The organism is Rhodococcus sp. PD04 (assembly GCF_035918275.1).
Classification (GTDB): Bacteria; Actinomycetota; Actinomycetes; order Mycobacteriales; family Mycobacteriaceae; genus Rhodococcus; species Rhodococcus rhodochrous.
Genome location: NZ_CP142143.1, coordinates 2,540,212 through 2,565,439, shown reverse-complemented (window position 1 = coordinate 2,565,439; position 25,228 = coordinate 2,540,212). Strand labels below are relative to the sequence as shown.

At 68.5% G+C, this 25,228-nt stretch carries 21 protein-coding genes; 12 read left to right on the top strand and 9 right to left on the bottom strand.

The features are described from left to right. Window positions 1-6: 6 nt before the first annotated feature. Together U9J23_RS11815 and U9J23_RS11810 are read left to right on the top strand one after the other, a co-directional pair. A complete protein-coding gene (locus U9J23_RS11815; protein ID WP_442802283.1) occupies window positions 7-3,012 on the top strand; it encodes an FAD-binding and (Fe-S)-binding domain-containing protein in 3,006 nt (1,001 codons plus the stop codon). Continuing rightward, window positions 3,009-4,496, top strand: a complete 1,488-nt coding sequence (locus tag U9J23_RS11810; protein ID WP_272267333.1) for an NAD-dependent succinate-semialdehyde dehydrogenase — start codon at window positions 3,009-3,011, stop codon at window positions 4,494-4,496. Before U9J23_RS11815 ends, U9J23_RS11810 begins: the two co-directional genes overlap by 4 nt. Window positions 4,497-4,617: 121 nt before the next feature. Here U9J23_RS11810 and U9J23_RS11805 read toward each other — a convergent pair whose 3' ends face one another. The 6 genes from U9J23_RS11805 to U9J23_RS11780 all read right to left on the bottom strand — a co-directional run bounded on the left by U9J23_RS11805 (window position 4,618) and on the right by U9J23_RS11780 (window position 10,764). Beyond that, the gene (locus U9J23_RS11805; RefSeq protein WP_272267332.1) at window positions 4,618-6,087 is read right to left on the bottom strand and encodes an FAD-dependent monooxygenase; all 1,470 of its coding nucleotides are present in this window, start codon (window positions 6,085-6,087) and stop codon (window positions 4,618-4,620) included. 114 nt (window positions 6,088-6,201) lie between these two features. Continuing rightward, complete coding sequence (locus tag U9J23_RS11800) at window positions 6,202-6,678, bottom strand: SRPBCC family protein (protein ID WP_051033005.1); 477 nt, start codon at window positions 6,676-6,678, stop codon at window positions 6,202-6,204. Between the two features lie 51 nt (window positions 6,679-6,729). After that, the gene (locus U9J23_RS11795; protein WP_064060968.1) at window positions 6,730-7,386 is read right to left on the bottom strand and encodes a GntR family transcriptional regulator; all 657 of its coding nucleotides are present in this window, start codon (window positions 7,384-7,386) and stop codon (window positions 6,730-6,732) included. A 101-nt stretch (window positions 7,387-7,487) separates the two neighbouring features. Then, on the bottom strand, window positions 7,488-8,477 hold the full coding sequence (locus tag U9J23_RS11790) for a transketolase family protein (protein ID WP_272267331.1): 990 nt from the start codon (window positions 8,475-8,477) through the stop codon (window positions 7,488-7,490). Then, entirely contained in the window at window positions 8,474-9,367 is an 894-nt protein-coding gene (locus tag U9J23_RS11785; protein ID WP_120284264.1) for a transketolase, read from the bottom strand. The genes U9J23_RS11790 and U9J23_RS11785 overlap by 4 nt, the downstream gene beginning before the upstream one ends. Further along, window positions 9,364-10,764: an MFS transporter gene (locus tag U9J23_RS11780; RefSeq protein WP_085468180.1), complete on the bottom strand. Its 1,401-nt coding sequence runs from the start codon at window positions 10,762-10,764 to the stop codon at window positions 9,364-9,366. The genes U9J23_RS11785 and U9J23_RS11780 overlap by 4 nt, the downstream gene beginning before the upstream one ends. A gap of 183 nt (window positions 10,765-10,947) precedes the next feature. Between U9J23_RS11780 and U9J23_RS11775 the strand changes: the two genes are divergently transcribed. The 5 genes from U9J23_RS11775 (at window position 10,948) to U9J23_RS11755 (ending at window position 13,824) form a co-directional block, all read left to right on the top strand. After that, window positions 10,948-11,772 carry a sugar phosphate isomerase/epimerase family protein gene (locus U9J23_RS11775; RefSeq protein WP_064061036.1) on the top strand — a complete coding sequence of 275 codons (825 nt, stop codon included), beginning with the start codon at window positions 10,948-10,950 and terminating at the stop codon, window positions 11,770-11,772. Between the two features lie 23 nt (window positions 11,773-11,795). Next, the gene (locus tag U9J23_RS11770; protein ID WP_064060964.1) at window positions 11,796-12,569 is read left to right on the top strand and encodes an SDR family NAD(P)-dependent oxidoreductase; all 774 of its coding nucleotides are present in this window, start codon (window positions 11,796-11,798) and stop codon (window positions 12,567-12,569) included. An 84-nt stretch (window positions 12,570-12,653) separates the two neighbouring features. Beyond that, window positions 12,654-12,980 carry a WhiB family transcriptional regulator gene (locus U9J23_RS11765; RefSeq protein ID WP_064060963.1) on the top strand — a complete coding sequence of 109 codons (327 nt, stop codon included), beginning with the start codon at window positions 12,654-12,656 and terminating at the stop codon, window positions 12,978-12,980. A gap of 108 nt (window positions 12,981-13,088) precedes the next feature. Continuing rightward, window positions 13,089-13,352, top strand: coding sequence for a GlsB/YeaQ/YmgE family stress response membrane protein (locus U9J23_RS11760; RefSeq protein WP_272267330.1), 264 nt, complete (start codon window positions 13,089-13,091; stop codon window positions 13,350-13,352). Next, window positions 13,312-13,824 carry a nucleotidyltransferase family protein gene (locus tag U9J23_RS11755; RefSeq protein WP_081263441.1) on the top strand — a complete coding sequence of 171 codons (513 nt, stop codon included), beginning with the start codon at window positions 13,312-13,314 and terminating at the stop codon, window positions 13,822-13,824. Before U9J23_RS11760 ends, U9J23_RS11755 begins: the two co-directional genes overlap by 41 nt. Before the next feature lie 5 nt (window positions 13,825-13,829). Here U9J23_RS11755 and U9J23_RS11750 read toward each other — a convergent pair whose 3' ends face one another. Then, window positions 13,830-14,201: a winged helix-turn-helix transcriptional regulator gene (locus tag U9J23_RS11750; RefSeq protein WP_064060961.1), complete on the bottom strand. Its 372-nt coding sequence runs from the start codon at window positions 14,199-14,201 to the stop codon at window positions 13,830-13,832. 80 nt (window positions 14,202-14,281) lie between these two features. Between U9J23_RS11750 and U9J23_RS11745 the strand changes: the two genes are divergently transcribed. Continuing rightward, complete coding sequence (locus U9J23_RS11745; RefSeq protein ID WP_064060960.1) at window positions 14,282-14,692, top strand: RidA family protein; 411 nt, start codon at window positions 14,282-14,284, stop codon at window positions 14,690-14,692. A 10-nt stretch (window positions 14,693-14,702) separates the two neighbouring features. On the opposite strand, the gene U9J23_RS11740 is transcribed toward U9J23_RS11745, so the two are convergent. Next, window positions 14,703-14,912 carry a hypothetical protein gene (locus U9J23_RS11740; protein WP_228525574.1) on the bottom strand — a complete coding sequence of 70 codons (210 nt, stop codon included), beginning with the start codon at window positions 14,910-14,912 and terminating at the stop codon, window positions 14,703-14,705. Window positions 14,913-15,568: 656 nt separating this feature from the next. Here U9J23_RS11740 and U9J23_RS11735 point away from each other — a divergent pair. After that, window positions 15,569-16,591: an alpha/beta hydrolase gene (locus U9J23_RS11735; protein ID WP_326602732.1), complete on the top strand. Its 1,023-nt coding sequence runs from the start codon at window positions 15,569-15,571 to the stop codon at window positions 16,589-16,591. Between the two features lie 7 nt (window positions 16,592-16,598). Here U9J23_RS11735 and U9J23_RS11730 read toward each other — a convergent pair whose 3' ends face one another. Beyond that, window positions 16,599-17,891, bottom strand: a complete 1,293-nt coding sequence (locus U9J23_RS11730) for a PucR family transcriptional regulator (RefSeq protein ID WP_326602730.1) — start codon at window positions 17,889-17,891, stop codon at window positions 16,599-16,601. Between the two features lie 255 nt (window positions 17,892-18,146). Between U9J23_RS11730 and U9J23_RS11725 the strand changes: the two genes are divergently transcribed. From U9J23_RS11725 to U9J23_RS11715, 3 genes are read left to right on the top strand one after another with little or no spacing between them, the layout of a single operon-like run. Further along, window positions 18,147-19,637 carry a TIGR02677 family protein gene (locus tag U9J23_RS11725; RefSeq protein WP_072740516.1) on the top strand — a complete coding sequence of 497 codons (1,491 nt, stop codon included), beginning with the start codon at window positions 18,147-18,149 and terminating at the stop codon, window positions 19,635-19,637. After that, window positions 19,634-21,028, top strand: coding sequence for a TIGR02678 family protein (locus tag U9J23_RS11720; protein ID WP_272267326.1), 1,395 nt, complete (start codon window positions 19,634-19,636; stop codon window positions 21,026-21,028). Before U9J23_RS11725 ends, U9J23_RS11720 begins: the two co-directional genes overlap by 4 nt. Beyond that, window positions 21,025-25,179, top strand: a complete 4,155-nt coding sequence (locus U9J23_RS11715) for a TIGR02680 family protein (protein ID WP_272267325.1) — start codon at window positions 21,025-21,027, stop codon at window positions 25,177-25,179. Before U9J23_RS11720 ends, U9J23_RS11715 begins: the two co-directional genes overlap by 4 nt. Window positions 25,180-25,228: the final 49 nt, after the last annotated feature.

The following is a 25,228-nucleotide window of genomic DNA, read 5'->3' as shown; positions in this document are numbered from 1 at the left end:
CACGCGATGAACGACGACCAGCTCACCATAGGACAGGACGGCGGAGCTTCCTCGACCGACGAGAACGTCCGAGTTCGACTCCTCACCGACAGACTCCACGCACTGGGCGTCCCGATCGACACCGCCATGCGTCGACTGGACGAGTACTCCTACGACGCCTCCAACTACCGGGTGCGGCCGTCGGCCGTGGTCTTTCCTCGGTCGGTGGACGACGTCGTGGCGGTGGTGACCGCCTGCGGCGACACCGGGATTCCGCTGGTCAGCCGAGGGGGCGGGACGTCGATGGCGGGTAATGCCGTCGGCCCCGGTGTCGTCCTCGACTTCTCCCGGCACATGAACCGCATCCTCGGTATCGACGAGACCGCCGGTGTCGCCGACGTCGAACCGGGCGTCGTACTCGCGACCCTCACGCGGGCGGCCGAAGGCGCGTCCTCGGGCCGGATGACCTTCGCCCCCGATCCCTCGTCGAAGAACCGGGCAACGGTCGGTGGCGCGCTGGGCAACGACGCCTGCGGCAACCACTCGGTGCGCTACGGCCGCATGTCCGATCACGTCCACGAGATCGACCTCGTCACCGCCGACGGGTTCCGGCTCACCGCGGCGCAGCGAGGCCTGCGTGCCACCGATCCCGACGACGCGGCCGCTGCGGCGCGTGCGGAACAGCTCGACGCCGAGCTCACCGCGCTCGCGGGCGAGCACCTGTTCGAGTTCCGCACCGAACTCGGGAGGATCCAACGGCAGGTTTCGGGGTATCGCCTGGACAATCTGTTGCCGGAGAAGCGGTTCGACGTCGCCCGTGCGCTCGTCGGATCCGAGGGAACGTGCGCGGTGATCGTCGGGGCCCGCGTCGAGCTGGTTCCCCGCCCGTCCAGCGCGTTGCTGGTCTGCCTCGGCTACGACGACGTCGTCGACGCGGCCCGCGACATCGGAACCATCCTGGAATTTTCTCCTGCGGCGGTCGAGGGTGTCGATGCGGCGATCGTCGAGACCATGCGGTTCCGTCGGGGCGAGAACTCCGTCCTCGGACTTCCCGCGGGAAACGCGTGGCTCTACGTCGACCTGGACGGTGACGACCCGGACTCCGTGGCCGCGGCCGCCGACGCACTGCTCGACAAACTTCGCCGCAACGGCCGTCTCGTCGACGGCCGCATCGCGGCCGACACCACCGAGCGCGCTTCCCTGTGGCGGGTGCGTGAGGACGGCGCCGGACTCTCGTCCCGCCTGGCATCCGGCGGCGAATCCTGGCCGGGCTGGGAGGATTCCGCTGTCGCGCCGGAGAACCTCGCCGATTACCTCCAGGACTTCCGCGCATTGCTCGACCGGCACGGTCTGCAGGGCGTGATGTACGGGCACTTCGGCGCCGGCTGCATGCACATCCGCATCACCTACGACCTGCGCACCGAGGAGGGCCGGCAGGTCTTCCGCGAGTTCACGCACGAGGCCGCGCGTCTGGTGGTCCGTCACGGCGGATCGCTCTCCGGAGAACACGGCGACGGCCGTGCCCGCTCGGAACTGCTGCCGGTGATGTACTCCGCGCGGATGATGAGCGCATTCCGTGCCTTCCGCACGATCTGGGACCCGCAAGGCATCCTGAACCCGGGATCGCTGACCGACCCGGCACGGATCGATGACGATCTGGCGTTGGCGGGCGTTCCCGAACGCACCTGGCGTACCCACTACGACCTGCACCCGATCGAGGCGGTCCGTCCCGACGGCGCGCGGCCGCAACACACCCCCGACCCGTGGGTGCACGCCGTCCAGGGCTGCATCGGCGTCGGACGATGCCGGGCCGACTCCGGCGGCGTGATGTGCCCGAGCTACCGCGCGAGCCGCGACGAGAAGGACTCCACTCGCGGCCGGGCCCGGGTCCTGCAGGAGATGGTGCGCGGCGCCCGCACAATCGAACAAGGGTGGAAGTCCGAACAGGTGCGTGAGGCACTCGATCTGTGCCTGTCGTGCAAGGCCTGCTCGACCGACTGCCCGGCCGGCGTCGACATGGCCACCTACAAATCCGAGTTCTTCTCGCACTACTACGACGGCACACGACGACCGGTATCGCACTATTCGCTGGGTTGGCTGCCCCGCTGGCTCCGCATCACGGGGTTGGCAGCACCGCTGGTCAACGCGGTCCTGCGCACTTCTCTCGCGAAGCGCGCCGCCGCTCTCGGCGGCATCTCCCCCGACCGGGTACTTCCGCCCTTCGCCTCCCGGCGAGCCTGGAAGAAGGCCGTGAGCGACGCGCCGAGCGGCCGATCCGGTTCGACGCCGGTGGTGCTGTTCGTCGACACCTTCACTCGCGGGTTGCGGCCGGAGGTCGCCGGTGCCGCCGCCCGCGTGCTGGCCTCAGCGGATCAGCAGGTGAGCTGCTCCGCGGACGCGTGCTGCGGACTGACATGGATCTCCACCGGCCAGCTCGACACCGCGAAGAAGAAACTCTCCCACGCCGCCCGGACACTGGACGACGGCACCGACCGGCCGATCGTCGTCGTCGAGCCGAGTTGCGCCGCCGCACTGCACAAGGACCTGCCCGAGCTGGTGCCCACCGAGGCTGCGCGTCGCGTCGCCGCACGGGTCCACAGCTTCGCGTCCTATATGGACATCTTGGTGCGCAACGGCTGGACACCCGCCCCTGCACAGCCGCTGCCGAACGAGATGGTGCTGCAGACGCACTGCCACGAGTATTCCGTGTTCGGCGCCGGAAGCCATCGCCGGATCCTGACCGCAGCGGGAGTCGACGACGTCCGCGACGCAGTCGGATGCTGCGGCGTAGCAGGAAACTTCGGGTTCGAGAAACAACACCACGACATCAGCATGAAGGTCGCCGAGACCTCCCTCGCCCCGGCGCTGCGCGCGGCCGGCGACGATTCCGCGGTGATCACCGACGGATTCTCGTGCGCAATGCAGGTCGCGCAGATCGATGTATCCGCCCCGGGCCGGCACCTTGCAGAACTGCTCGATCCCGGGCCGCGAATGTCGATGAACAACACCATCTCCGAGGAGGAAAGCGCATGACCGACACAACGATTGTCGGGACACGGGTGGGCGTCTCCGACGCAGTGTCCCGCGTCGACACAGGATTGTTCATCGCCGGTGAATGGGTCGAATCGAGCTCCGGTGAACGATTCGACGTCGTCGCCCCGGCGACCGAGGAGGTCGTCGCGACCGTCGCGAACGGCAACGCCGACGACGCCCGGCGTGCCATCGAAACCTGTGCCCGCGTGCAGAAACAATGGGCGAAGACCGCCCCGCGCGAACGCAGCGTCATCCTTCGCCGGGCCTACGAGCTCATCCTGGAGCGGCAGGACGAGTTCGCGACCATCATGACCACCGAGATGGGCAAACCCTTCGCCGAGGCGAAGGGCGAGGTCGCCTACGCGGCGGAGTTCTTCCGGTGGTTCTCCGAGGAAGCCGTCCGCATCCGCGGTGATGTGACCAGCACCGGCGACGGCGCGACCCGCATCCTGGTGTCCAGGGAGCCGGTGGGACCCTGCGTCCTCGTCACGCCGTGGAACTTCCCGCTCGCCATGGGTACCCGCAAGATCGGACCCGCCATCGCAGCCGGGTGCACCATCGTCTTCAAACCCTCGGAGCTGACGCCGTTGACCTCGCTGGCCCTGGTCGGCGTGCTCGTCGAGGCCGGTGTGCCCAAGGGTGTGCTGAACGTCGTGCCCACCACCGCACCCGGGGAGGTCGTCTCGACCTGGATGTCCAGCGGTATCGCACGCAAGGTCAGTTTCACCGGTTCGACCGCGGTGGGCATCCGGCTGCTCGAACAGGCATCCCAGCACGTGATGCGCAGCTCGATGGAGCTGGGCGGAAATGCCCCGTTCATCGTGTTCGAGGACGCCGATCTCGACCGGGCCGTCGACGGCGCGCTCGCCGCGAAGATGCGCAACATGGGTGAGGCCTGCACCGCTGCGAACCGCATCTTCGTGCACCGCGCGGTCGCCGATCGGTTCGCGGAGAAGCTCGCTGCCCGGATGGATGCCCTCGTCGTCGGGGACGGCCTGGTCGAGGGTAGCCAGGTCGGTCCGTTGGTCGAGGAGAAGGCTCTGACGAAAGTGGAGCGTCTCGTCGCCGATGCCGTGGAACGTGGAGCGCGCGTGGTGTGCGGCGGAAGCCGACCCGAGGGACCCGGCTACTTCTACCTACCCACCGTCCTCGCCGACGTGTCGAAGGACGCCGCGTTGATGAGCGAGGAGATCTTCGGGCCGGTCGCGCCCCTCGTCATCTTCGATACCGAGGACGAGGTCGTCGAGATCGCCAACAACACGCCCTGGGGACTGGCCGGATACATCTTCACCCAGGATGTCGACCGCAGTTTCCGTGTCAGCGAAGCGCTCGAGGTCGGCATGGTCGGGCTGAACACCGGCATCGTGTCCAATCCCGCGGCACCGTTCGGCGGCATCAAGGCATCGGGTCTCGGACGCGAGGGAAGCACCATCGGCATCGACGAGTTCCTCGAGGTCAAGTACGTCGCGGTCCCCCGTAGGTGACGCGCTGTTCCGCCGATCCTTGCGCGCCGAACCGTGTCTTGCCGCCGCTGCAACGCGCGCGAAGCCCGGTTCGGCGCGCAAGGTCTATACGGCCTACCCATGTAGGTCAGGAATCCCCTGATCACGCAACGGTTCCTGATCGGCGGGCCGCAGTGCCGCACCACTTCGCGAGTGCGTCGTCGAGACCGTCCGTCGAGCCCTCCCCCACCCAGGCCACGTGCCCGTCCGGGCGCACGAGCACGGCCGACGGCGCGTCCACCTCACCGAGCAACGGCAACTCCCAGACGCCGTCGTAGCGCACCCGCACGAGGTCGACGCAGTCGGGAATATTCCCGGAATCGAGTGGCGGGCCGTCGAATTGCAACAGAAGCGGACGAGCCCGGTGCATGAGTCCGAACACGCGCACCGACTTCTCCTCGGCAATGACGTCGAGATCCGGCATACGTCGTCCCAGCAGCGGGTGCCCCTCACCGAGGTCGTAGGCGACGTCGAGACCGGAGATCAACGCCGCGATCGGCGCTCCGGCGTCGTCGACGCGGAGGACCTCGTCGATCAGATCGCGCAGGGCCTCCTGGCGCGGATCGGCCTTCTGGAAAAGAGATTGGGCCATCGTGAATTTCAGCGCCCGCGCGCCGGCCGGGTGCCGTTCGGCGTGGTAGGTGTCGAGCAGGCCCTCCCCCGAGTCCCCTCGCACGACCTGCCCGAGTTTCCAGCCGAGATTGACGGCATCCTGGATGCCCAGGCCGATACCCAGTCCGCCGGTGGGTGAATGCACGTGTGCGGCGTCGCCCGCGAGCAGGATCCGGCCCGCACGATAGGTCGTCGCCTGTCTGGTCGCGTCGGTGAACCGTGAGAGCCAGGTGGGATCGTGCACACCGAAATCGGTGCCGAACACGTGGACCAGTTCTCGTCGCAGGTCGTCGAGCGTCGGCGGCGTGGAAGGTCCCAGTTCGGCTTCGGTCACCACGACCCGCACTCGACCCTCCCCCATCGGGTACAGACCGTGGATGCCGCGTTCGTCGATCTTGGCGTCGGTGGGGAGTTCCTCGGTGACCCGCACTTCGGCGATCAGGCTGCTGCGTGTCGCATCCGGCCCTGCGAATCCGATCCCGGCCTCGCGGCGCACGACACTGCGCCCGCCGTCGGCGCCCACCACGTACCGAGCCTGCACCGTCTCCCCCGATGTGAGCCGAAGATGGACGCTCTCCTCGTCCGCATGGGCACCGACGACCTCGATGTTCCGCCGGATCGGCACGCCGAATTCCTCGATCCACTGCAGCAGCAGCCGTTCGATGTGGTTCTGGAACAACGCGAGCGTGTACGGATGGCGGGTGGGAAGACGGCCCACGTCGAGCCTGGTGCCCCCGAAGGTCGCGGTGTTCACCGTCCGCCCCTCGGCGAGGAATCGCTCGGCGATTCCTCGTTGATCGAGCAGCTCGATGGTGCGGGCGTGGATACCACCACCCCGCGACCCTGCGAGTTCCTGCGATTCGCGACGTTCGAGTACGACGACGTCCGCGCCGGCCAGGCGCAACTCCCCCGCCAGCATCATTCCCGTCGGCCCGCAGCCGACCACTACGACCTCGTGCATGTCCGCCCCTCTCCACGACACCGGACGGGCAGTATGAACCCCGGGTAGGGGCTTGCGACAAGCCCCCACCTGCGCGATAACGTGGAAACGGGACGGGACGACGAGCGCCCCGGGTCAGCCCTCGATGATGCGCTTGATCGCGTCCAGGGTCGCCGGAATTCCACTGCGGGCAGCCTGCTCCCGCGCGGCGATCTGAGCAGGTGCCTCCGCCCCGAACTTCTCGTGGAAGAACTTCTGCCCTGCTTCGGTGAACTCCCAGGTCTCCGTCAGTTCCGTGCCGGCGTCCGCGGGCTTGATGACGTAGCTCCAGCGCACGAGGCCGGGACCGACCGACCACGCGAATTCACGGCCCGGAGAGGCGACGACGACCTCCGAGCGGGTCTCCCAGGTGCGTTCGGGGGTGACGTTCCGGCCGGTGAAGAAGGAACCGACCTCGGGGCCCTGCCCTTCGTCCCACCAGCATTCCGCGCAGACGGGTGACCATTCACCGGTGCGGGTGACATCGGAGACGAGGGCGTACACCTCGTCGGGGGTGGCGGAAACGACGACGGAGGACTCGAAGGTCAGAGGTGTGGTCTGCATGGCCACCATCCTGCCCGACGAGACCTCCGGAACCGGCAGCGACACCCTGACGAGTACGGATCAGGACACGAGATTGCTTGCCGCCCACGCCATGTGCGAACGCACCGTGGACGCAGCCTGGTCGGAGTCACCGGTTTCGATGGCGTCGACGATGGCACTGTGACGCCCGACGTCCATGTTTCCGACCGCCTTCTCCAGACCGGCGAACATGATGGACATGCGGATCGATCCCTCGAGCGACTGCCACGAGTGCATGAGCGTTTCGTTGCCGGTCAGACGGCAGAGCAGTCGGTGGAAGTTCAGGTCGGACTCGATGCGTGCCTCGAGGTCGTTCTCGGCATGCGCCATGGCCTCGAGAGCTTCGCGCAGGGCCGGGATCACCGAGGCCCGGTCGTCCCGCTCCGCGAGGTCGCGGACGGCCAACGCTTCCAGGGCCGCGCGCACGGCGAAGATGTCGCGGATCTCCTTGGCGTCGAGGTGCCGAACGTAGAGGCGACCGCGGGCACCGGCAGAGATCAGACCTTCCTGCTGCAATTGGCGCATCGCCTCGCGCAAGGTCCCCCGGCTGATCTGGAGCATCTCGGACAGCTCGGTCTCGACGAGGGGGCTGCTCGGGGCGAGCGCGCCGCTCGTGATCGCGGTGCGCAGGGCGGTGACGGCCTGCTGACGCAGGCTGGTCCTCTCGAGCCCCAGCAGCGCAGCGGGTTGAGCAGCCATGAGTTGCCTCCAGGTGTCAGCGGCCGACTGTCGACAACAGTCTGTCGACAATGATACGGGTCCCGCACCGAGCTGGGTGCGGGACCCGTACAGCGTGTCGGTCAGCCGAGCTCGTCGAGCACCCGCGCGACCACCCGGTCGGTGCTCAAGCCGTACCGGTCGTGCAGGGTGGGTAGCGCGCCGGCATCGAGGAACCGGTCGGGCAGGCCGATGGGGACGACCCTCTTCCCCAGTCCCGCCCCGACGACTGCGGCAGCGACGGTCTCGAAGAGCCCACCTACGACGGTGTGGTTCTCGAGGGTGACCGCCAGTCGGTCGGTGTCGATCTCCGCCAGGACCGTGGCTGCGTCGAACGGTTTGATCGTGGGCGTGTGCACCACCCCGACGTCCACGTGGTGGGTTGCCAGCACGTCCGCCGCCTGCAACGCGCGCATGGTCATCAGTCCGCTGGTGACGAAGACGACGTCGTTCCCGCCGCGCAGCACCTTCGCCTTGCCGAGTTCGAAGCAGTAGTCGTACTCGTCGAGGACCGTGGCGACCTTACCGCGCAGCAAGCGGAGATAGGTGGGGCCGTCACTCGCGGCGAGCTGCGGCACGGCCTGTTCGATGTCGATCGAGTCGCACGGATCGACGATCGTCAGGTTGGGCATGCCGCGGAAGATGGCGATGTCCTCGGTGGCCTGGTGGCTGGGGCCGTATCCGGTGGTCAGGCCGGGGAGTCCACCGACGATGTTGACGTTGAGGTTCGGCTCGGCGATGTCCAGGCACAGGAAGTCGTACGCGCGGCGCGCGGCGAACACCGAGTAGGTCGACGCGAACGGGATCAGGCCGGTCTCGGCCATGCCCGCCGCGGCACCGAGGAGCAGCTGTTCGGCCATGCCCATCTGGAAGAACCGGTCCGGGAACGCCTCGGCGAAGATGTGCATGTCGGTGTACTTCGCGAGATCAGCGGACAGGCCGACGATCCGATCGTCCTCCTGGGCCGCCGCGACCAGCGCGTGGCCGAACGGTGCGGCGGTGGTCCGCTGCCCCGGGTCGACGAAGGAGGCGATCATCGCCGAGGTCTTGAGCTTGGGGGCGGTGGTGGTCATCGGACGTCCTCGCGGTTGTGGCCGGCGGTCAGCTGGTCGCGGCAGATCTGCCATTCGTCTTCGTCGATGCGCATGAAGTGCGCCTTCTCGCGGGTTTCGAGCAACGGAACGCCCTTGCCGACGCGGGTGTCGCACAGGACGATCGCCGGGGATCCGGTCGGGGCGGCCTCGGCGATCGCCGCATCGAAGGCGTCGAGCAGCGCGCCCGTGTCGTTGCCGTCGACCCGGTAGGTGCGCCACCCGCAGGCCGTCCACTTGTCGTGGACCGGTTCCGTGCTCAGCACTCCGCTGGTGGCACCGTCGGCCTGCAGTGCGTTGATGTCGACCATCGCGATGAGGTTGCCGAGCCGGTGGTGGTGCGCGCTCATGGCCGCTTCCCAGGTCGACCCTTCGTCGAGTTCGCCGTCGGACAGGAAGTTGAAGACCCGTGCCGGCGAATCCTGGTGACGCAGGCCCAGTGCCATGCCGACGGCGATCGGAAGGCCGTGGCCGAGCGAGCCGCCGGAGATCTCCATGCCGGGGGTATAGGTCGACATGCCCGACATCGGCAGGCGCGAGTCGTCCGAGCCGTAGGTGAGCAACTCGTCGCGGGAGATGATCCCTGCCTCCGCGAGCGCCGCGTACAGGCCGATGGCATAGTGGCCGGTCGACAGGAGGAACCGGTCGCGGCCGTCCCAGTGCGGGTCGTCGGCGCGGAAGCGCAGATGGTCTCCGTAGACGGTGGCGAGGATGTCCGCGGCGCCGAGCGCTTGGCCGACGTAGCCCTGGCCTTGTTCCTGGCCCATGTCGATCACGTTGTGCCGGAGTCGGTAGGCGAACTCGTCGATGGCGGCGAGTCGCTCGTTCCGAGGCAGGGCGACGTCGGGACGGGGATGCGCTGTGGTGGTCACAGAAGTTCCTTTTCCTTGGTGCTCGATGCCGCGGCGGTCCCACCGGACAGGGGGCCGTCGGGGCTATCGGAAGGGTGTGAGTTCGACCGGCCGGCCTGATCGGCGAGGCGGCGCTCGGTCCGTCCCCAGGTCTCACGGGTGACGAGGGCGCAGACGAGACCGACGAGGCCGTAGAAGCTGAAGAGCAGGGCCGGGCCGATCCAGCCGAAGGCGAAGTAGAGCAGTGCGGTGATGAACGGGGTGAACCCGGAGACCATCGCCGAGATCTGGTAGGCCAGCGATGCGCCCGAGGCGCGGCGCGCTGCTTGGAACAGTTCGGGGAACCAGGCACCCTGCGCTCCGGCGAGGGCGTTCTGGCAGACGGCGTAGGCGATCACGACGGTGGCGAGGATCAGCACGAACATGCCGGTGTTGACCAGGAGGAACATCGGGACCCCGAAGAGGGCGGCGAACGCGCAGACTCCGAGATACACCGGGCGGCGGCCGATACGGTCGGTCAAACTCGCCCAGCCGATCGTGGCGAAGATGCCGATCGCCGAGGCCACACACAGCGCCAACAGGGTTTCCGATTTCCCAGCGAGGTCGTTCTCGTGCAGGTAGGAGATCATGTAGGTGATCGAGACGGCGTAGCCGGCGGTTTCGGCCACGCGCAGGCCGATGCCGCGGAGGATGTCGCGCCAGTCCTTCTTGACGGAGTCCAGGATCGGGGAGGCAGCGATTTCGCCGCTGTCCTTGACGTCCTCGAAGACCGGGGACTCGGGCACCTTGGACCGGATGATCAGCCCGACGACGACGAGGACGATGCTCGCGAGGAACGGCACCCGCCACGCCCAGTCGCCACCGAGGTGGACGCTGAACAGGAATACGAGGTTTGCCAACAGCAGCCCGACGGGGAATCCCGCTTGGACGATGCCGGTGTAGCGGCCCTTCGATTTCCACGGCGCGTGTTCGTAACTCATCAGGATCGCTCCGCCCCATTCGGCGCCGAAGGCGAGTCCCTGGATGATGCGGACGGTCACCAGCAGCGCCGGTGCGACGAGACCGACCTGGCCGTAGGTCGGAAGCAGACCGATGGCGAAGGTGGCCAGGCCCATGACGATCAGTGAGGCGACGAGGACCGGCTTGCGCCCCACCTTGTCTCCGAGATGACCACCGAGGATCCCCCCGAGAGGTCGTGCGGCGAATCCGACGCCGAGGGTGGCGAAGGCGGCGAGGGTGCCGATGACGGGATCGCCGCTGGGGAAGAAGGCCGTCCCGAAATACAACGCTGCAGCGGTGCCGAAGCCGATGAAGTCGTAGGTCTCGATGACGGCGCCGACAGAGGAACCTATCGCGACGCGTTTGGCGTCCTTGGTGCCCTCGACGGGACCTCGCATCTCGAGCGCTTCTGTGCTCATGAATTTCTCCTTGCGGACCGAGGATACGGCCGCTGGTGCGACGGGGAAAGAGGATGTCGACTGTCAACAGTGAACCCCAGTGTGAGCGCGGCCACCCCCTCCTGTCAACTGTCAGTAGGCAACGGTTGACTGTTGACAGTCATCACGGTTAGCGTGGTCCCCATCACCTTTCAGGAGGTTCTCGTGTTCCACGATCGGCTCGGCTGCTCGACGATCAGCTTCCGCCACCTAGACCTGCCCACGGCGCTACAGACCATCGCCGGCCTGGGCTTCACCGAGATCGACCTCGGCGCCCTACCCGGAGTCTGCGATCACGTTCCGTTCGTGCTCGACGCGGACGCCGTCGATCGAGTCGCCGACGAGGTGGCAATCTCGGGCCTGCGCGTCCGCAGCGTCAACTGCGACATCGGCGACCTCGACGCGCCGTTGACCTCCGAAGAACAGAAACGGCGGGATCACCATCTCGATCGGTTGCTGACTCTCACCTCCCGCATCGAGGCACGCGCCCTGGTGCTCCCGTGCGGACATCTCGACCACCGGCCCATCCGGTCCCTCGACGAAGACCTCGACACCGTCGCGGCACAACTCGAACGGGCACACGTCCGGGCCCGGGACTTCGGGGTGGGCCTGTGGACCGAATCCCTCCACGTCCACCGACTGTGCTGCGACATCGCTCGCGCTGCGCGGCTGACAGCACGACTGTCCCCCGACATCGGCGTGGTGATGGACTTCAGTCACATCGTCGCCTCGGGCGGAGATCCCGCCGATTTCGTCGACCTGTTCGCCTCGCGCATCACGCACGTTCACCTCCGGGACGCGGTGCCCGGCAACATCAACCTCAGCATCGGCAACGGGCACGCCGACTTCGCCGGCGGCCTCGCCGCCCTCGACGCCCGCGGCTACACCGGGCATTTCGCCCTCGAACTCGAGACCCGCGACATCACCGACCCCGAGCGCCCCGAAAGTGCCTCTCGGGCAGCTCGATTCGTCACCACCCTTATCCCCTGACCCAACCTTCAAGGAGAAAACCCATGTCCTCGATCCGACGCACCGCAGTCGTCACCGGAGCAACCTCCGAGCGCGGCATCGGCCTCGCCACCGCCCGTCGCTACGCCGAGGACGGCTGGGCCGTCGTCGTCCTCGATCTGGACGGTGAGAAATCCGCCAAGGTCGCCGCCGAGATCGGCAGCGAGTACTCCGTCCCGTCCTTCGGACACGAGATCGACGTGGCCGACGAGGCGTCGGTACAGGCAGCGCACGATGCCGTCGCCGCGGAAGTCACCGCCGGCAATCTCCCGCCCGTCGGAGCGGTCGCGAACATCGCCGGCATCACCTCGCCGGTGCCGTTCCTCGAGACGAGCCTCGAACTGTGGAACAAGGTGATGGCCGTCAACGCCACCGGCACCTACCTCGTCACCCGGGCATTCCTGCCGGGCATGATCGAGAACGGATGGGGACGCATCGTGAACATGTCGTCGGTCTCCGCCCAGCGTGGCGGCGGTGTCTTCGGCAAGGTCCCCTACTCGTCGGCGAAGGCCGCCGTCCTCGGATTCACCAAGTCCCTCGCCCGGGAACTCGGCGACAGCGGCGTCACCGTCAACGCCGTCACCCCCGGCGCGGTCGACACCAGCATCCGCGTCGGCAGCACCCCGGAGCAGGAGGCCGCCATCTGCCGCGACGTTCCGCTCGGACGCACCGCCACCACCCGTGAGGTGGCCTCGGTCATCACGTTCCTGTCGTCGGAGGACGCGGCCTACCTGACCGGCACGACCGTCGACATCAACGGCGGCAGCCACATGCACTGACCACCCCGTTCGGTGTCCGCTCATGCACCGTCGCGGTCGGACACCGGACGGCACCGTTTTCACTTCGGTCGCCGGACGAGAACCATGAGAACAACGCCTTTTTTCGCCCCATTCGGCAGCAGCCCGGACGTGGAACTGCAGCCGTGGCAGTCGCGTGCCGACTGCCGTCTCATCGATCCCTCGATCTTCTTCCCGTCGGACGACGAATCGCGCGGGATGCGGCAGCGCCGTGAACGGACGGCGAAACAGATCTGCACGTCGTGCCCCGTCCGAATCCCCTGCCGCGACTACGCGCTGGTAACCCGCGAACGTCACGGAATCTGGGGCGGAACGTCCGAATCGGACCGCCGCAGGGGAAGACCGACGGCAGACCGTGACCGGACGACTCACGCACTCGGGATGAAGTCATAGGGTGAATTCGCGGCCGGGTGCCCTTCCCCTGAGGGGATGCAATGTTCGCCGCTGCGTTCATCTCGCGGAAAGACTGTCGCCGTGGCGATCTCGTCCTATACTCGCGCAATGTTGATCATCGGAATCATTCTGTTCGGGCTGCTCGTCGGCGCGGGGGCGCAGCTCGTCGTGGGCAGGTCCGGGACCGGGATCGACTGGACGCTCGCGTTCGTCGCGGGCGTCGGTGGTTCGTTCGTCGGCGGTCTGCTCATCAGCCTTCTCGCAGGTGACGGACTCGAACTGCGCCCCAGTGGGATCATCGGCTCCCTCGCCGGCGCGATCATCGTGACCGCTGCCTGGTCGGCGTGGAAGTCCCGGTCGCGTCAGGCCTAGCGGTACCGAGATCCATGACGGGGGACGATGCCTGAGTGACCTCACGCCCGCAACCGAGCAGCGACTGCTCGACATCGTTCTCGGAGATCCGGTGTGCCTGAGCTACGAGGCCGAGGACCGGGTCATCGAGAAGGCCGCGGCGCTGTTCGCGGACGTCGACACCGGGGTCGAGGTGCGCAACGAGGCGCGGGTGCATCTCTGGTACGAGGAGCATTTCGGTGTTCCGGCCGATCCGTTCACCAGCAGCGCCGACGCCATCGACCATTTCGCATCCACCACGTGTTGTTTCGGCATCACCCGTGAGCCCGGATCAGGCCTACGGGTCTACGCTCCGCACGGTTTCGACGGCCTGTTCGGGATGGTGCTCCGCCCGAATCCGGTGCTGGCGCCTCGCGAGGTGTACGAAGCGAAAGCCCGACAATGGCAGGCGGAATGGCCTCGGTTGGTCGTCGAACCGTGGCCCGAGCGCTGACACTCTCATTCGTCGGGCTCCTCGTCGAATCTGCGTCGCGCTTTCTCGATGCGAGGAAGATTTATCGACGCCCACAGCAGCAGGGCGTCGATCGGTTCGCGCACCGTCTTCCCCAATGGCGTGATGCGGTATTCGACCGCGACGGGACGGGTGTTCACCACCCGGCGTTCGACGATTCCGTTGCGTTCGAGTCTGCGCAGCGTGGTCGTCAGGGATTTCTGCGTGACCTCGGGAACGGCGCGCCGCAACTCGTTGAAGCGGCGCGGAGCCTCGCACAATTCGGTGAGCACGCTCAGGGACCACTTGTCGAGGATCTGTCCCAACAGTTCCCGGTGGGCGGCGACGGCAAGCAGATCGTGGTCAGCGGTATCCGACATGAAACCTGGTTTCGTTGAAGTGACTTCCGGATACCAAGTATAAATCGGCTATCACTCGGTTCCGACCTCAGGAGAAGCCCGTGTCCGTCACCTTGTTCAGCCCCGAAGGCATGCTGCCGAACGCGCCCTACCACCACGTCGCCGTCTCCACCGGTACGCGACAGGTACATCTCGCCGGACAGGTCGCACATATGCCGGACGGCTCACCGATCCCTACCGATCTGGCCGGTCAGGTGGTCCAGGCGCTGCGCAACGTGGCACGAGGCCTGGACGGAGTGGGCGCAACCTTCCGCGATGTCGTGCGCCTGACGTTCTACGTCACCGACTGGCATCCCGAGAAGATCGGACAGTTCACGGCCGGTGTGCAGGCCGTCGCGCAGGAGATCGATCTGCCCGATCCGATGCCGCCGGCATCGCTGATCGGTGTCGCGGCACTCTATGAACCTGCCGTGCTCGTGGAGATCGCAGCCACCGCGGTTCTCGAGGGGTGAGCGTCGTAGATCAGGCCGCACAGACCCCGAAGACGGGGAATCCGTCCTCGCACACAGTGGACCGGAACGCGACCCGTACCCGCGCCTCGGCGCATTCGGGGAACGATCCTTCGATCTTCGAGTAGAGCCACGGCCCGTCGTCGAGTTCGACGATCGCGAGGGTGACCGAGCTGTCGTCCTGTGCGCCGACGTCGAGCGGTTCGACGACCTTCCAGGACACAATCGAGCCGGTGCCGGAGCAGTGGGCGGACTCGAGGTTCGCGCCACCGCAGGAGGAGCAGCGCGCTGTCTCGGGAGCGTGAAGCGTCGTGCAGCTCCCGCAGCGCAGGATCGTTATGCAGTTCTGCGTCGCGTGGGGCGCCATCGCGGTCCTTCCGTCAACGGAGAATGTCCGAGCCACGAAGCGGTCCGTCGTAGGGGGGCGGGACCCCCGACGGGCCGATGACGTGGCTCCGATCATCGGCCCCCTATTCGAAGGTAGGTCGGCCCGGGACCTTTTCCATCGGTATGCGAGCACACAGATCGTGGGGGTTCGCTGGTCGCAGCGCACAATGCCGGTTCGGTCGACCGGGCCGTTCGGGCCACCGAATGCCACTTGGACAAGCGCCCGGAACAAGCCATTGAACTGCAGGTTTGCCCCGATCAGACGTGATCCAGCTCGCACCGGCACCCAGTGCCACGCCTGGACACTGTGCGCGCAGCCCGAACCAGCACGGAAACAGTGTGCAGCCGCACCGGTGAACCGAGGGACGTTCGTCCTTAACGTGGAAGACAGCGGCACCTGCTTCGCCGGGTCCACTCGCCGCTGTTCGACCGTCTCCCCTTCGCGGATCGACCGGTCGCAGACATCGCACCGGTTGTGAGGAGCTCTTTCCTGTGACGACCGCACGTGACGTGCGCGCACCCCTCGTTCCGCGCGATCTGCCGACGCCTCGGCCGCCGCACGCCCCCGATCGCTCGGCCCCGGTCCGCCGGCGCGACTTCCCCGGGTCGAGCCGTCAGTCCAAACTTCTGGCGCAGGCGATCCGCATGTCGGTGCGTCCACTGCTCGGGTTGTGGGGCCGTTCGACGACGCTGCCCTGGCCGACGGGTCTGCTGGACGCCGCCGGAGCGTTACTCCCCGCGATCGACGGGACGGTGTGCGCTCCCGTCCAGCTGCCGAACTGCACAGGTTCCTGGGTGGAAGGCCCGAGAACGGGATTCGATCGTGTGATGCTCTATCTGCACGGCGGCGGCTTCCTGTGCGGCGGGATGCGCAGCCACCTCCGCCTCGTCTCGCGGATCTCCGATGCCGGCCGCACCCCCGTGCTGATGGTCGACTACCGGATGCTGCCGAAGCACTCGATCGATGACGCCGTCGACGACGGTGTCGAGGGTTATCTCTTCCTGCTCGCCGCCGGTTACCGACCCGAGCAGATCGTGATCGCCGGTGATTCCGCCGGCGGCTATCTGGCCTTCATGGTGTCGCTCGCGTTGCGCGACCGGGGTGTCCCGGTGCCGGGAGCGATCGTCGCCCTGTCCCCGCTGACCGAGCTGGATCCCGCCCGCAAGCTCGGTCACTCCAGCGCCGCACACTGCACGCTGCTGCCCGGCAACGCACTCGAAGCGCTGGCCGGCCTTGCAGGACGTCGCCAGGAGTCGGGGCGGATCTGTCCCGCCGACGCGGATCTGTCGGGCATGCCGCCCACGTTCATCCAGGTCGGCTCGCACGAATTGTTCCTGGTGGACGCCGAATCGATGGCCGACCGTCTCGCCGACGCCGGTATCGCGTGCGAACTGCAGGTCTGGGACCGGCAGGTGCACGTATTCCAGGCCGCCGCGGATCTGCTACCCGAAGGAGTCCGCGCGATCGGCGAGATCGGACGGTTCGTTCGCAGCGCCGTGCCCGGCTCCCGATAACGGGCCGTCACCCGGGCGAAGGTGGACCTGCCGAATCGGGCGCGAGCACGGCGGCACCGAGCCAGTGGCACAGTGCCAACGCGTTCTCGAGGTCGAGCCGACACTCGCGGACGCTGTGCCCGATCTGCTCCTCCGCCTTGCTGATCCGGTAGGCGACCGAGTTCCGGTGCAGATGCAGCTTTTCAGCGGTGGCGACGAAGCTTCCTCCGCTGGAGAGGAATTCCCGCAGCGTGTGTCGCAGTTGCGCGGCAGCGGGGTCGTCGGCGGCGAGGCGGCCGAGCACATCCCCCACCCAGGCGCGGGCCCATTCGAGATTCGTGCACATCAACGCCACCGCGCCGACCTCGTCGATCGAGACGAGGCGCGGGCACGGCAGGGCCGACGTCAGAGCCACCTCCCGCGCCTGCGCCGCCTGCCGATGGGTGCGGACGAAACCGTCGATCCCCTCCTGCGGCGCTCCGACGGCGACACCGACGGGTCGCTGCCAGGCCGCGACGACCCCGGACAGTCCGCTCGGGTCGATGCGATCGACGGTACCGAGCGGGATCCATGCCCAGGCGGTGTACTCGTCGAACTGTTCGAACAGCACCCGACCTCCCCGCCCGAGATGTTCGGCCAAGGCCGTCACCGCCTGCTCGAGGCCGTTCCATTCGGTGCCGGACCGGTCCCCGCCGACCACTTCGATGTCGTCCGTCCAGACGATCACCCCGAGGTGGTGCTGGCCGAGCCGGTAGCCGAGGGTGCGCTCGGCGTCCCCCACCTCGATCGGCCGTCCGGCCAGGATGTCCTGGATGCGGGCGGTCCGGGAGGCGTTGCGGTTGAGCAGCCAGGTGTCGCGCTCGGCCTCGTAGACCCCGAGCAACTTCTGCGACACCCCATCGATCCCGGCAGAGAGTTTCATCAGGATCTCCACGCCCGCCTGCATCACTGCCGCGGCGTCGTCGCTGAGTCCCGCCAGCACCTCGAGGCACCAGCGCATGATGCTGTCCTGCGCGAGCCGGTTGCTGCGGTCGACCACCGAGACCGGGAATCCCTGCCGGGCCAGCATGCGCACCAGTGAATAGGACGCCGCCGGGATCTCGATCTCGGCAAGATCGTCCCGCAGGAACCGGGTGATGGCTGCGACACCCTCCTCCGCGGCCTGGGCGAGGGAGCGGCGGGTGTGGCGGTCGGTGGACATCGCCTCGATCTCGGCCGAGATCCGCTCGGTCATGTACTGCGTGATCTCGGCCTGCCGCGTCGTCGACAGGTCGGCGACCGCCTCGATCAGTGCACGCGTGGCGGGTCCCGGATCGCCCACTCTGTGGGTGTCCTGTCCGATCTCGTGAGGATTCATCGTGTCCGATTCCGGAGGCTGCGGCGTCTGTCCGGGCGCACTGCCCTCGCCGAGCGCACCGCCTCGACCGTAACGGCTCGGGGCGGGCCGCCACCGCGGATCGGGGCGTTCATCGGGCAACGATCGTGCCGACACTCACGCCGGGTGTTGTCCGGACCCGTCGGTTGCGCCGCCTAACCTGTCACGGTGAGTGAATCAGGCCGAGCGCGGTTCGGCGCGATGGAGGACGCGTTGGTGCGGGACGACCGCCTGCGCCTCTTCTCGTTCGCAACGGCCGAGAAAAGGGTGCACTACCTGTGGGTTCTGCGCGCATTCGATCATGCGCGCGGCAACTACTCGGTGCTGCTGCACGCCGGCGACGTCGAGAACGTCCTCACTCGGCTGCCCGGCGCGAACGGCGACGACGTGCCCGATTCCTCCGAGATCCCGGCCCTGCTCGAGCAGCTGCACGCGTGGGGTGTGCTCGAACGCAGCTACGACGGATCCCGGGCGGCGACGCTCGCCGAGTACCGCAACCGGCACTACGTCTACCAGTTCGGGCAGGCCGGTTACCGGGTGTTCCGCGCCGTGGAGGACGTGCTGTCCTCCCGTGGGGAGGACGTCTCGCTGTCGCGTCTGGCCCTCCCCGATCTGCTCGCCGACCTGAACGATCTCGCCGATGCGAACGCGGCCGGCGACGGCGAACTGGTCTACCGGAAGTTGAGTCGCCTCGACGCGACGCTGTCGGACATGGCCGAGCGCGCTGCCCGTTTCTATCTCGTCCTCGGCGAGCTGGTGCGCACCACCGAGGTCACCCCGGAGACCTTCCTCGCCCACAAGGACGCGCTCCTCACCCACATGCGTGAGTTCAGCACCGATCTGGCCCGCTACGCCCCGAAGCTTTCCGCGGCGCTCGACCGGGTGCAGGTCACCGGGGTTCAGAAGCTCACCGCGGCCGCGGCCCGGCACGACGAGCGGGTGCTGCTCTCGTTCGAGGAACGCGAAGCGGACTGGGCGCAGCGCTGGTGGGGCATCGAACACTGGTTCGTCGGGGTGGGCTCCGAACCGAGCGAATCCGAACGCCTGCGCGGCGCGACCATCAACGCGATCTCCGCGGTGCTCGGGCTGCTGCGCCGGCTCACCGAGCAGCGTCGTGGGGGTGTCAGCCGCGAGTCGCAGCTGCGGCATCTCGCGGGATGGTTCGCTGCCGCGCCGTCCGAGGAGGCCGCGCACGCGCTGTTCGATGCGGTGTTCGACCTGGGCCGGCCCCGACACTTCTCCGTCGCCCATCCCGATGCCGACATCGTGCCGGTCACCCGGTCGTGGTGGGACGCGCCTCCCGTGGAGATCGCCCGCACCCTCGCCGAGACCGGCCGGCGCCCCGCAGCGGGAGCGCCGGGGCGGATCCAGCGCAACGACGCCGGAGTACGGCGGCTGCGCGAGGCGCAGCTCGAGAAGCAGCGTCGCCGGGCCGAAGCGGCGCGCTCCCTCGCCGCCGGAGGTGTGCGCGAACGGAAGCTGAGCGAACCGGAAGCCGAGGTGCTGTTGAGCCTGCTCGACGCCGCACTGTCGGCTCGGGTGCCCGTGAGCGGGCGGGTGCGCAGCGACGATGCCTCCTCCGGTACGCAGAACGGCGTCAAGCTCACCCTCCGACCGAGCGGCGAGTCGACGGTGGTGCACACCGCGCGCGGACGCCTGTATCTCGACGGTCTGTCGGTGGAGGTGCGATGAGGGCGCGTTCGATCCCGTCGGTCGAGCTGGATTCGTATCAGCGCGCCGCGCGGTTGGTGCTCACCCACCATCTCGTCACCGCGACCTTCCCGGATCGATCGGCGTTGGCGACGGTGCGGCGCTGGGCCACCGAGCTGCGCGAGGATCTGCTCGCCACCTTCGGGTACCGGCTCGAGGTCACCGAGACCACCGCGCGGCTGTTCACCGTCGCCGATCGCCTCGACGCGGGGGCAGGCACGTCGACGCACACCGGCCGGCCGTTCGACCGGCGCCGTTACGCCTATCTCGCGTTGGCAATCGCCGCGCTCGGTCGCGGCGCCGGGCAGATCACGCTGTCCGAACTCGCCGAGCACGTCGCCTCCGAGGCGAGCCGGGTGGACGGTGTCGAACTCGACACCGAACGTGCCGCCGACCGCGATGCCTTCGTCGATGCCGTGACCTGGCTCGGCGTGCGCGGCGCGATCACCCTCGCCGACGGTGATGCGGGCAGGTGGGCGAGCGATCCCGACAACGGTGAGGCGCTCTACGACGTCGATCGTGCGGTCGTGCACGCCCTGTTCCGGCCACCGCGGGCGTTGCAGCACCTCGAATCGGTGCGCGGTCTGCTCGGCAATGCCGGTGCCCCGCACTCGGATACGGCGGAGGTCCGGCGGCGGGTGCGCCGCGCACTGGTGCAGCGTCCCGTGGTGTACGCCGACGATCTCGACGACGACGAGGCGCTGCAGTTGGCGTTGCCGCGCACCACCGACGAGGTGGAACTGCTCACCGGCCTGGTCTGTGAGCGTCGCGCCGAAGGCGTTGCGCTGGTGGACACCTCGGGACGGTTGTCGGATATGCGGTTCCCGAACACGGGGACGGTCGCGCAGGTCGCGCTGCTGCTGGCCGGGGAGATGTGCGATCGCGTCCTCGATCCCGACGCCCCTGTCCCGCCCCGGATGCCGGTGCCCGCGCAGACGCAGGACGTCCTCGTCGCGGCGGTCGATTCCGCGATCCCGAGGTCGACGGTGTTCACCCCGCTCGCGGCGTCCGACACCCCGATGCCCGACGAGCAGGAGCAGGACGACGACGCTCGTGCCCCGCTCGAGCATCCCTTGCTCGAGGATTCGTGGCTGGCGGGCACGGTCGGTCGTCTCGTCGACATCTACGGCCGGACCTTCGCCGCGCAGTGGCAGGCCGACCCCGCGGGACTGGCCGAGGCCGCGGTGGACATGCTCGACAGACTGCGCCTGGTGGCCCGCGTACCGGGCGGAGTGTTGGTCCTGCCCGCCATCGCCCGCTTCCGCGGCGTGACGGTCAGTGTGCGCGAACGGGATCCGGAGATCGACCTGTTCCCCGAGACCATCCCACCGACAGCCCCCGCCCCCGATACGACCCCGACGGAGATCTCATGAGCAGCGCCCGATTCCGCCCCACGCGTGCCGGGATCATCAACCTGTGGGACTACCGCGACCAGGAGTTCTCGTTCGCCGACGGACGATTGGTGCTGCGCGGACCGAATGGGTCGGGCAAGACCAAGGCGCTCGAGGTGCTGTTCCCGTTCGTGCTCGACGGCCGGATCGAACCGCGACGCCTGAATCCGTTCGCCGGCGAGGAGCGCACCATGCGCTCGAACCTGCTGTACCGCGGGCAGGACAGCGCCCACTCGTACGTGTGGATGGAGTTCTGCCGCGGCCGCGCCGACGACCCGGAGGCCGTCACCGTCGGCATCGGGATGCGCGCCACCCGCGGCAACGACAAGGTCACCCGCTGGCATTTCGTCGTCGACGGCCGTGTGGGAGTCGACTTCTCGCTGCTCGACGACGAGGACCGACCGCTCACCCGCAAACAACTGGTCGATCAGATCGGGGCCGACGCGATCGCCGATCGTCCCGTCGACTACCGGGCGGCGATCGACGCGCGCATGTTCGGGCTGGGCGCGCAACGCTACGACCAGCTGATCAACCTGATCCTCACGCTGCGCCGCCCCCAGCTCGCCAAGAACCTCGATCCGAAGGGCCTGTCGCAGGCGCTGACCGACGGACTTCGCCCCCTCGACGACGATCTCATCGTCGAGGCCGCCCGCTCGTTCTCCGCGATCGAGGAGGTCGAGCGCACCCTCGAATCCCTCGCGGCCGCCGACGACGCGGCGCAACAGTTCGTCAAGGTGTATTCGAAGTACATCCGCCAGCAGGCCCGCACCGCCGTCGACAAGGTCGCCACCCGTCTCGGTGTGGTGGACACCGCGGTCCGGTCGCTGCGTGCGGCGGCCGAGGCCCGCACCGAAGCCGCCGCCGCACGCACGGCCTCCGAGGAACAGCTCCTGGTCGCCGAACGCGACCACGAACAAGCACGCACCACCCTCGAGGCACTGCACCGCTCCAGCGCCTACGAGGGCAAACAGCAACTCGACGACCTCGCCTCGGCGGTGAAGAACCTCGAGCGCACCACCGCCGCGCAGGCCGAGCAGGCGAACCGCGCCCAGGCCGTCGTGGCCGACCGGCTCCGCGATCACGACAGTGCCCGCGACGCGCTGGAGACGGCGACGGCGACGCGTCGTCGCACCGAGGACGGGCTGAGTGCGGCCGCCGAGGACGCCGGCATCACGTGGACCGGTCTCGACGGCATCGAACGGACCGAGCAGCTCAACGCCGCGATCGACGCGCTCGCCGAGGAACGTGACGCCGACGTGCGCGCGGTGCGCAGCGCACTGTCCCAGCTCGACGGTGCCGCCGCCGCGCGATCACGGGCCGAGGCCTCAGCGGTGCGTGCCCGCGCGCAACGCGACACCGCGTCGGCCGCGGTGGAGGCCGCCGAGACCATGGTCGAACTGTCCCGCAGCGAGGTCGCCGCCGAACTGGGCCGGTGGTGGTCCGATCGCGCCGAGACCTTCGCGGCAGTGGGTCTGTCCTCTCCCGTCTTCGAAGCGCTCGACACCGCCTTCGGCACCGTCGGTCAGGACGATGCGCCGTCCCCGGCGGCGGTGTTCGCCGAGCACACCGGTCCGGTGCTCGACGACCTGCGGTTCCGGCGTCGCGTGTGCGGCTCGGAGATCGAGTCGCTCGGCAACCGCATCACCGAACTCGAGACCGAACGCGCCGCCGTCGCCGCCGAACGCGACGACGCTCCCCCGGTGTTCCCGGCCCGCACCGGCAACCGTGACGATCTCGCCGGCGCCCCGCTGTGGCAGCTCGTCCGGTTCCGCGACGACGTGTCGGCACAGGACGCCGCCGGTATCGAAGCGGCATTGCAGGCCGCGAACCTGCTCGACGGATGGATCACCGACGGCGACCTGCCGGACATCGAGTCGGAGCAATTGCTGGTGCCGTTGGCGCCCGAACACCGGCCGAGCGGCCCCACGCTCGCGGATGTACTCGTTCCCGAACCCGACACGGCCGTGCCCGAGGAACGGGTCGCCGCGGTGCTGTCGTCGATCGCGTGGGCCACCGATCCCGGTCCGGACGCGCGGGTGTCGGTCGATGCGCACGGCGGGTTCCGGCAGGGAGTGCAGCTCGGTCGCCACGTCAAGGAGCAGGCCGAGTTCATCGGAGCCACCGCCCGCGCCCGGCGTCGGCAGCGTCGCATCGTCGAACTCGAGACCACCATCGCCGAATGCCGCGCCGACGTGGAGGCGCAGCGCGAGCAGGACCGCGAGATCGGCCACCGGCTCACCGCACTCGACGAGGCCGTGAAGTCGTTGCCGCGCACCGGATCCGTGCTCGCGGCGCTGCGCAAGGTCACCGAATGCGCCGGCGCGTTGCGGACCGCATCCGAATCCGCAGCCGCCGCCGATCGCGACCTGGACCAGGCGATCGCCGCGGTCGCCACCAAGGAACAGCACTTGCGGTCGACGGCCGGCCGGCACCGAGCGCCGCTCACCGCGACGGAACTCGACAGTCTCGACGCAGCCGTGCGGCACTTCCGTTCCCAGGGCCAGGCCCTGCAGCGCGCCCTGCGTGAGCAGGTCACCTGCGGTGATCGACTCCGCGACACCGAAGTTCGGCTCGACGAGGCGCGGGTCTCCGCCGAGAACGCTGCCGAGCTCGCGGCGGAGAACGCCGAGACGCTGGCCAACGAGCAGCAGAAGCTCGAGACGCTGCGCGAGTCGATCGGGGCGAGCGCCGACCGGATCGATGCCCAGCTCGACGAGGCCCGACGCCGGATCGAGACTGCGAAGACCGCCGAGCGAACCGCGCGTAAGGCCCACGAGTCGGCGCTCGAGCGGATCGGCAAGGCAGAGGCCGCCCACACGGGCGCCGAGCAGACACTGCGGTCGGCGCTCACCGAGGCCCGCGCCGACGCCGACGCCCTGGCACCCTTCGCCCGGCGCGACCTGCTGACCCTGCTCGGCGTGGAGAGCGAGCACGTGTGGCCGTCCAGCGCCGCCGCGTGGCTCGATGCCGATCAGCTGGCCTACCGGATCCGGCAGTCCCCCGACGACACGGTCGATGTGCTGCCCACCGAGGTCCTCTCGTTGTTCCGGGCACTCGACGCCGCCACCGAATCGGTCACGGCCTCCGAGTCGACCCGCAAGTCCACCGCTTCGGCACTGACCTCCGCACTGCAGGAGTTCGACGCCGAACTCGCCCGAGGCCGCGACTACCGGCTGCACTGGGACGCCGCCGACGGCATTACCGTCGTGCAGGTACAGGACGAACAGGGTTACACGTCCGTCGCGGCGTTCGCGCAGCGCATCGCCCGGGCGCGGCAGGAACAGGAAACCCTGCTCACCGACTCCGAACGACGGATCCTCGAGGACGCGCTGCTCACCGGTCTCGCGCAGCAGATCCACGAGCGCACCGTCGACGCCCGCGACCTCATCGCCCGGATGGGCACCGAGATGCGGCAACGGCACATGTCCTCGGGCAACACCATCGGGGTGCACTGGGTGCTCGCCGACCATCTCGACGAGCCGGCCCGCGCGGTGTGCAAGCTCCTCGACCGCGACGCGTCGATGCTGGCGCCGGAGGACCTCGCGGGGATCCGCGCGCATTTCGCGTCGCGGATCCGCGCGGAGCGGGCCGCGCATCCGGAACGGTCGTACCCTGAGATCCTCGCCGCCACGCTGGATTACCGCCGGTGGCGGGTGTTCTCGTTCAGTCTCGTCGGTGCGGACGGCAGTGAGGACCGCCTCACCCCGGCCCGGCACTCGGCGCTGTCCGGTGGCGAGCAGTCCGTCTCCCTGCACCTGCCGTTGTTCGCCGCGGCGCACGTGATGCTCGATTCCGCCGACCCGCATGCGCCGCGTCTGCTCGCCCTGGACGAGGCCTTCGCCGGTGTGGATGACACCGGTCGCAGCGAATTGCTCGGTCTGTCCGTGCAATTCGACCTCGACCTGTTCATGACCGGTTTCGACCTGTGGATCACCTATGCCGGCGTGCCGGGTTGCGCGCACTACGATCTGTCGCATTCGGTGGCCGAGCACACCGTCGCCACGACGCTGCTGGTGTGGTCGGGTGGCGAACTGCTCGCCGAGCACGACGGGTCGGATCTGGAGAGCGCGCTCGGATCCCCGCGCACCCGACGGGTCACACGCCCGGTGGAGGGAGCCCTCGAGTTCGCCTGATCGTGACGACGGTCACTGCGGCGTGTTCCTCCTCGATCGGGGCTCTCAC

Excerpts from the sequence above, each read along its gene's own strand:
- U9J23_RS11725 (WP_072740516.1), top strand. The coding sequence starts at position 18,147 with ATGGAGGACGCGTTGGTGCGGGACGACCGCCTGCGCCTCTTCTCGTTC.
- U9J23_RS11770 (WP_064060964.1), top strand. The coding sequence starts at position 11,796 with ATGTCCTCGATCCGACGCACCGCAGTCGTCACCGGAGCAACCTCCGAG.
- U9J23_RS11780 (WP_085468180.1), bottom strand. The coding sequence starts at position 10,764 with ATGAGCACAGAAGCGCTCGAGATGCGAGGTCCCGTCGAGGGCACCAAG.
- U9J23_RS11765 (WP_064060963.1), top strand. The coding sequence starts at position 12,654 with ATGAGAACAACGCCTTTTTTCGCCCCATTCGGCAGCAGCCCGGACGTG.
- U9J23_RS11790 (WP_272267331.1), bottom strand. The coding sequence starts at position 8,477 with ATGACCACCACCGCCCCCAAGCTCAAGACCTCGGCGATGATCGCCTCC.
- U9J23_RS11760 (WP_272267330.1), top strand. The coding sequence starts at position 13,089 with ATGTTGATCATCGGAATCATTCTGTTCGGGCTGCTCGTCGGCGCGGGG.
- U9J23_RS11815 (WP_442802283.1), top strand. The coding sequence starts at position 7 with ATGAACGACGACCAGCTCACCATAGGACAGGACGGCGGAGCTTCCTCG.
- U9J23_RS11750 (WP_064060961.1), bottom strand. The coding sequence starts at position 14,201 with ATGTCGGATACCGCTGACCACGATCTGCTTGCCGTCGCCGCCCACCGG.
- U9J23_RS11800 (WP_051033005.1), bottom strand. The coding sequence starts at position 6,678 with ATGGTGGCCATGCAGACCACACCTCTGACCTTCGAGTCCTCCGTCGTC.
- U9J23_RS11715 (WP_272267325.1), top strand. The coding sequence starts at position 21,025 with ATGAGCAGCGCCCGATTCCGCCCCACGCGTGCCGGGATCATCAACCTG.
- U9J23_RS11795 (WP_064060968.1), bottom strand. The coding sequence starts at position 7,386 with ATGGCTGCTCAACCCGCTGCGCTGCTGGGGCTCGAGAGGACCAGCCTG.
- U9J23_RS11810 (WP_272267333.1), top strand. The coding sequence starts at position 3,009 with ATGACCGACACAACGATTGTCGGGACACGGGTGGGCGTCTCCGACGCA.
- U9J23_RS11720 (WP_272267326.1), top strand. The coding sequence starts at position 19,634 with ATGAGGGCGCGTTCGATCCCGTCGGTCGAGCTGGATTCGTATCAGCGC.
- U9J23_RS11805 (WP_272267332.1), bottom strand. The coding sequence starts at position 6,087 with ATGCACGAGGTCGTAGTGGTCGGCTGCGGGCCGACGGGAATGATGCTG.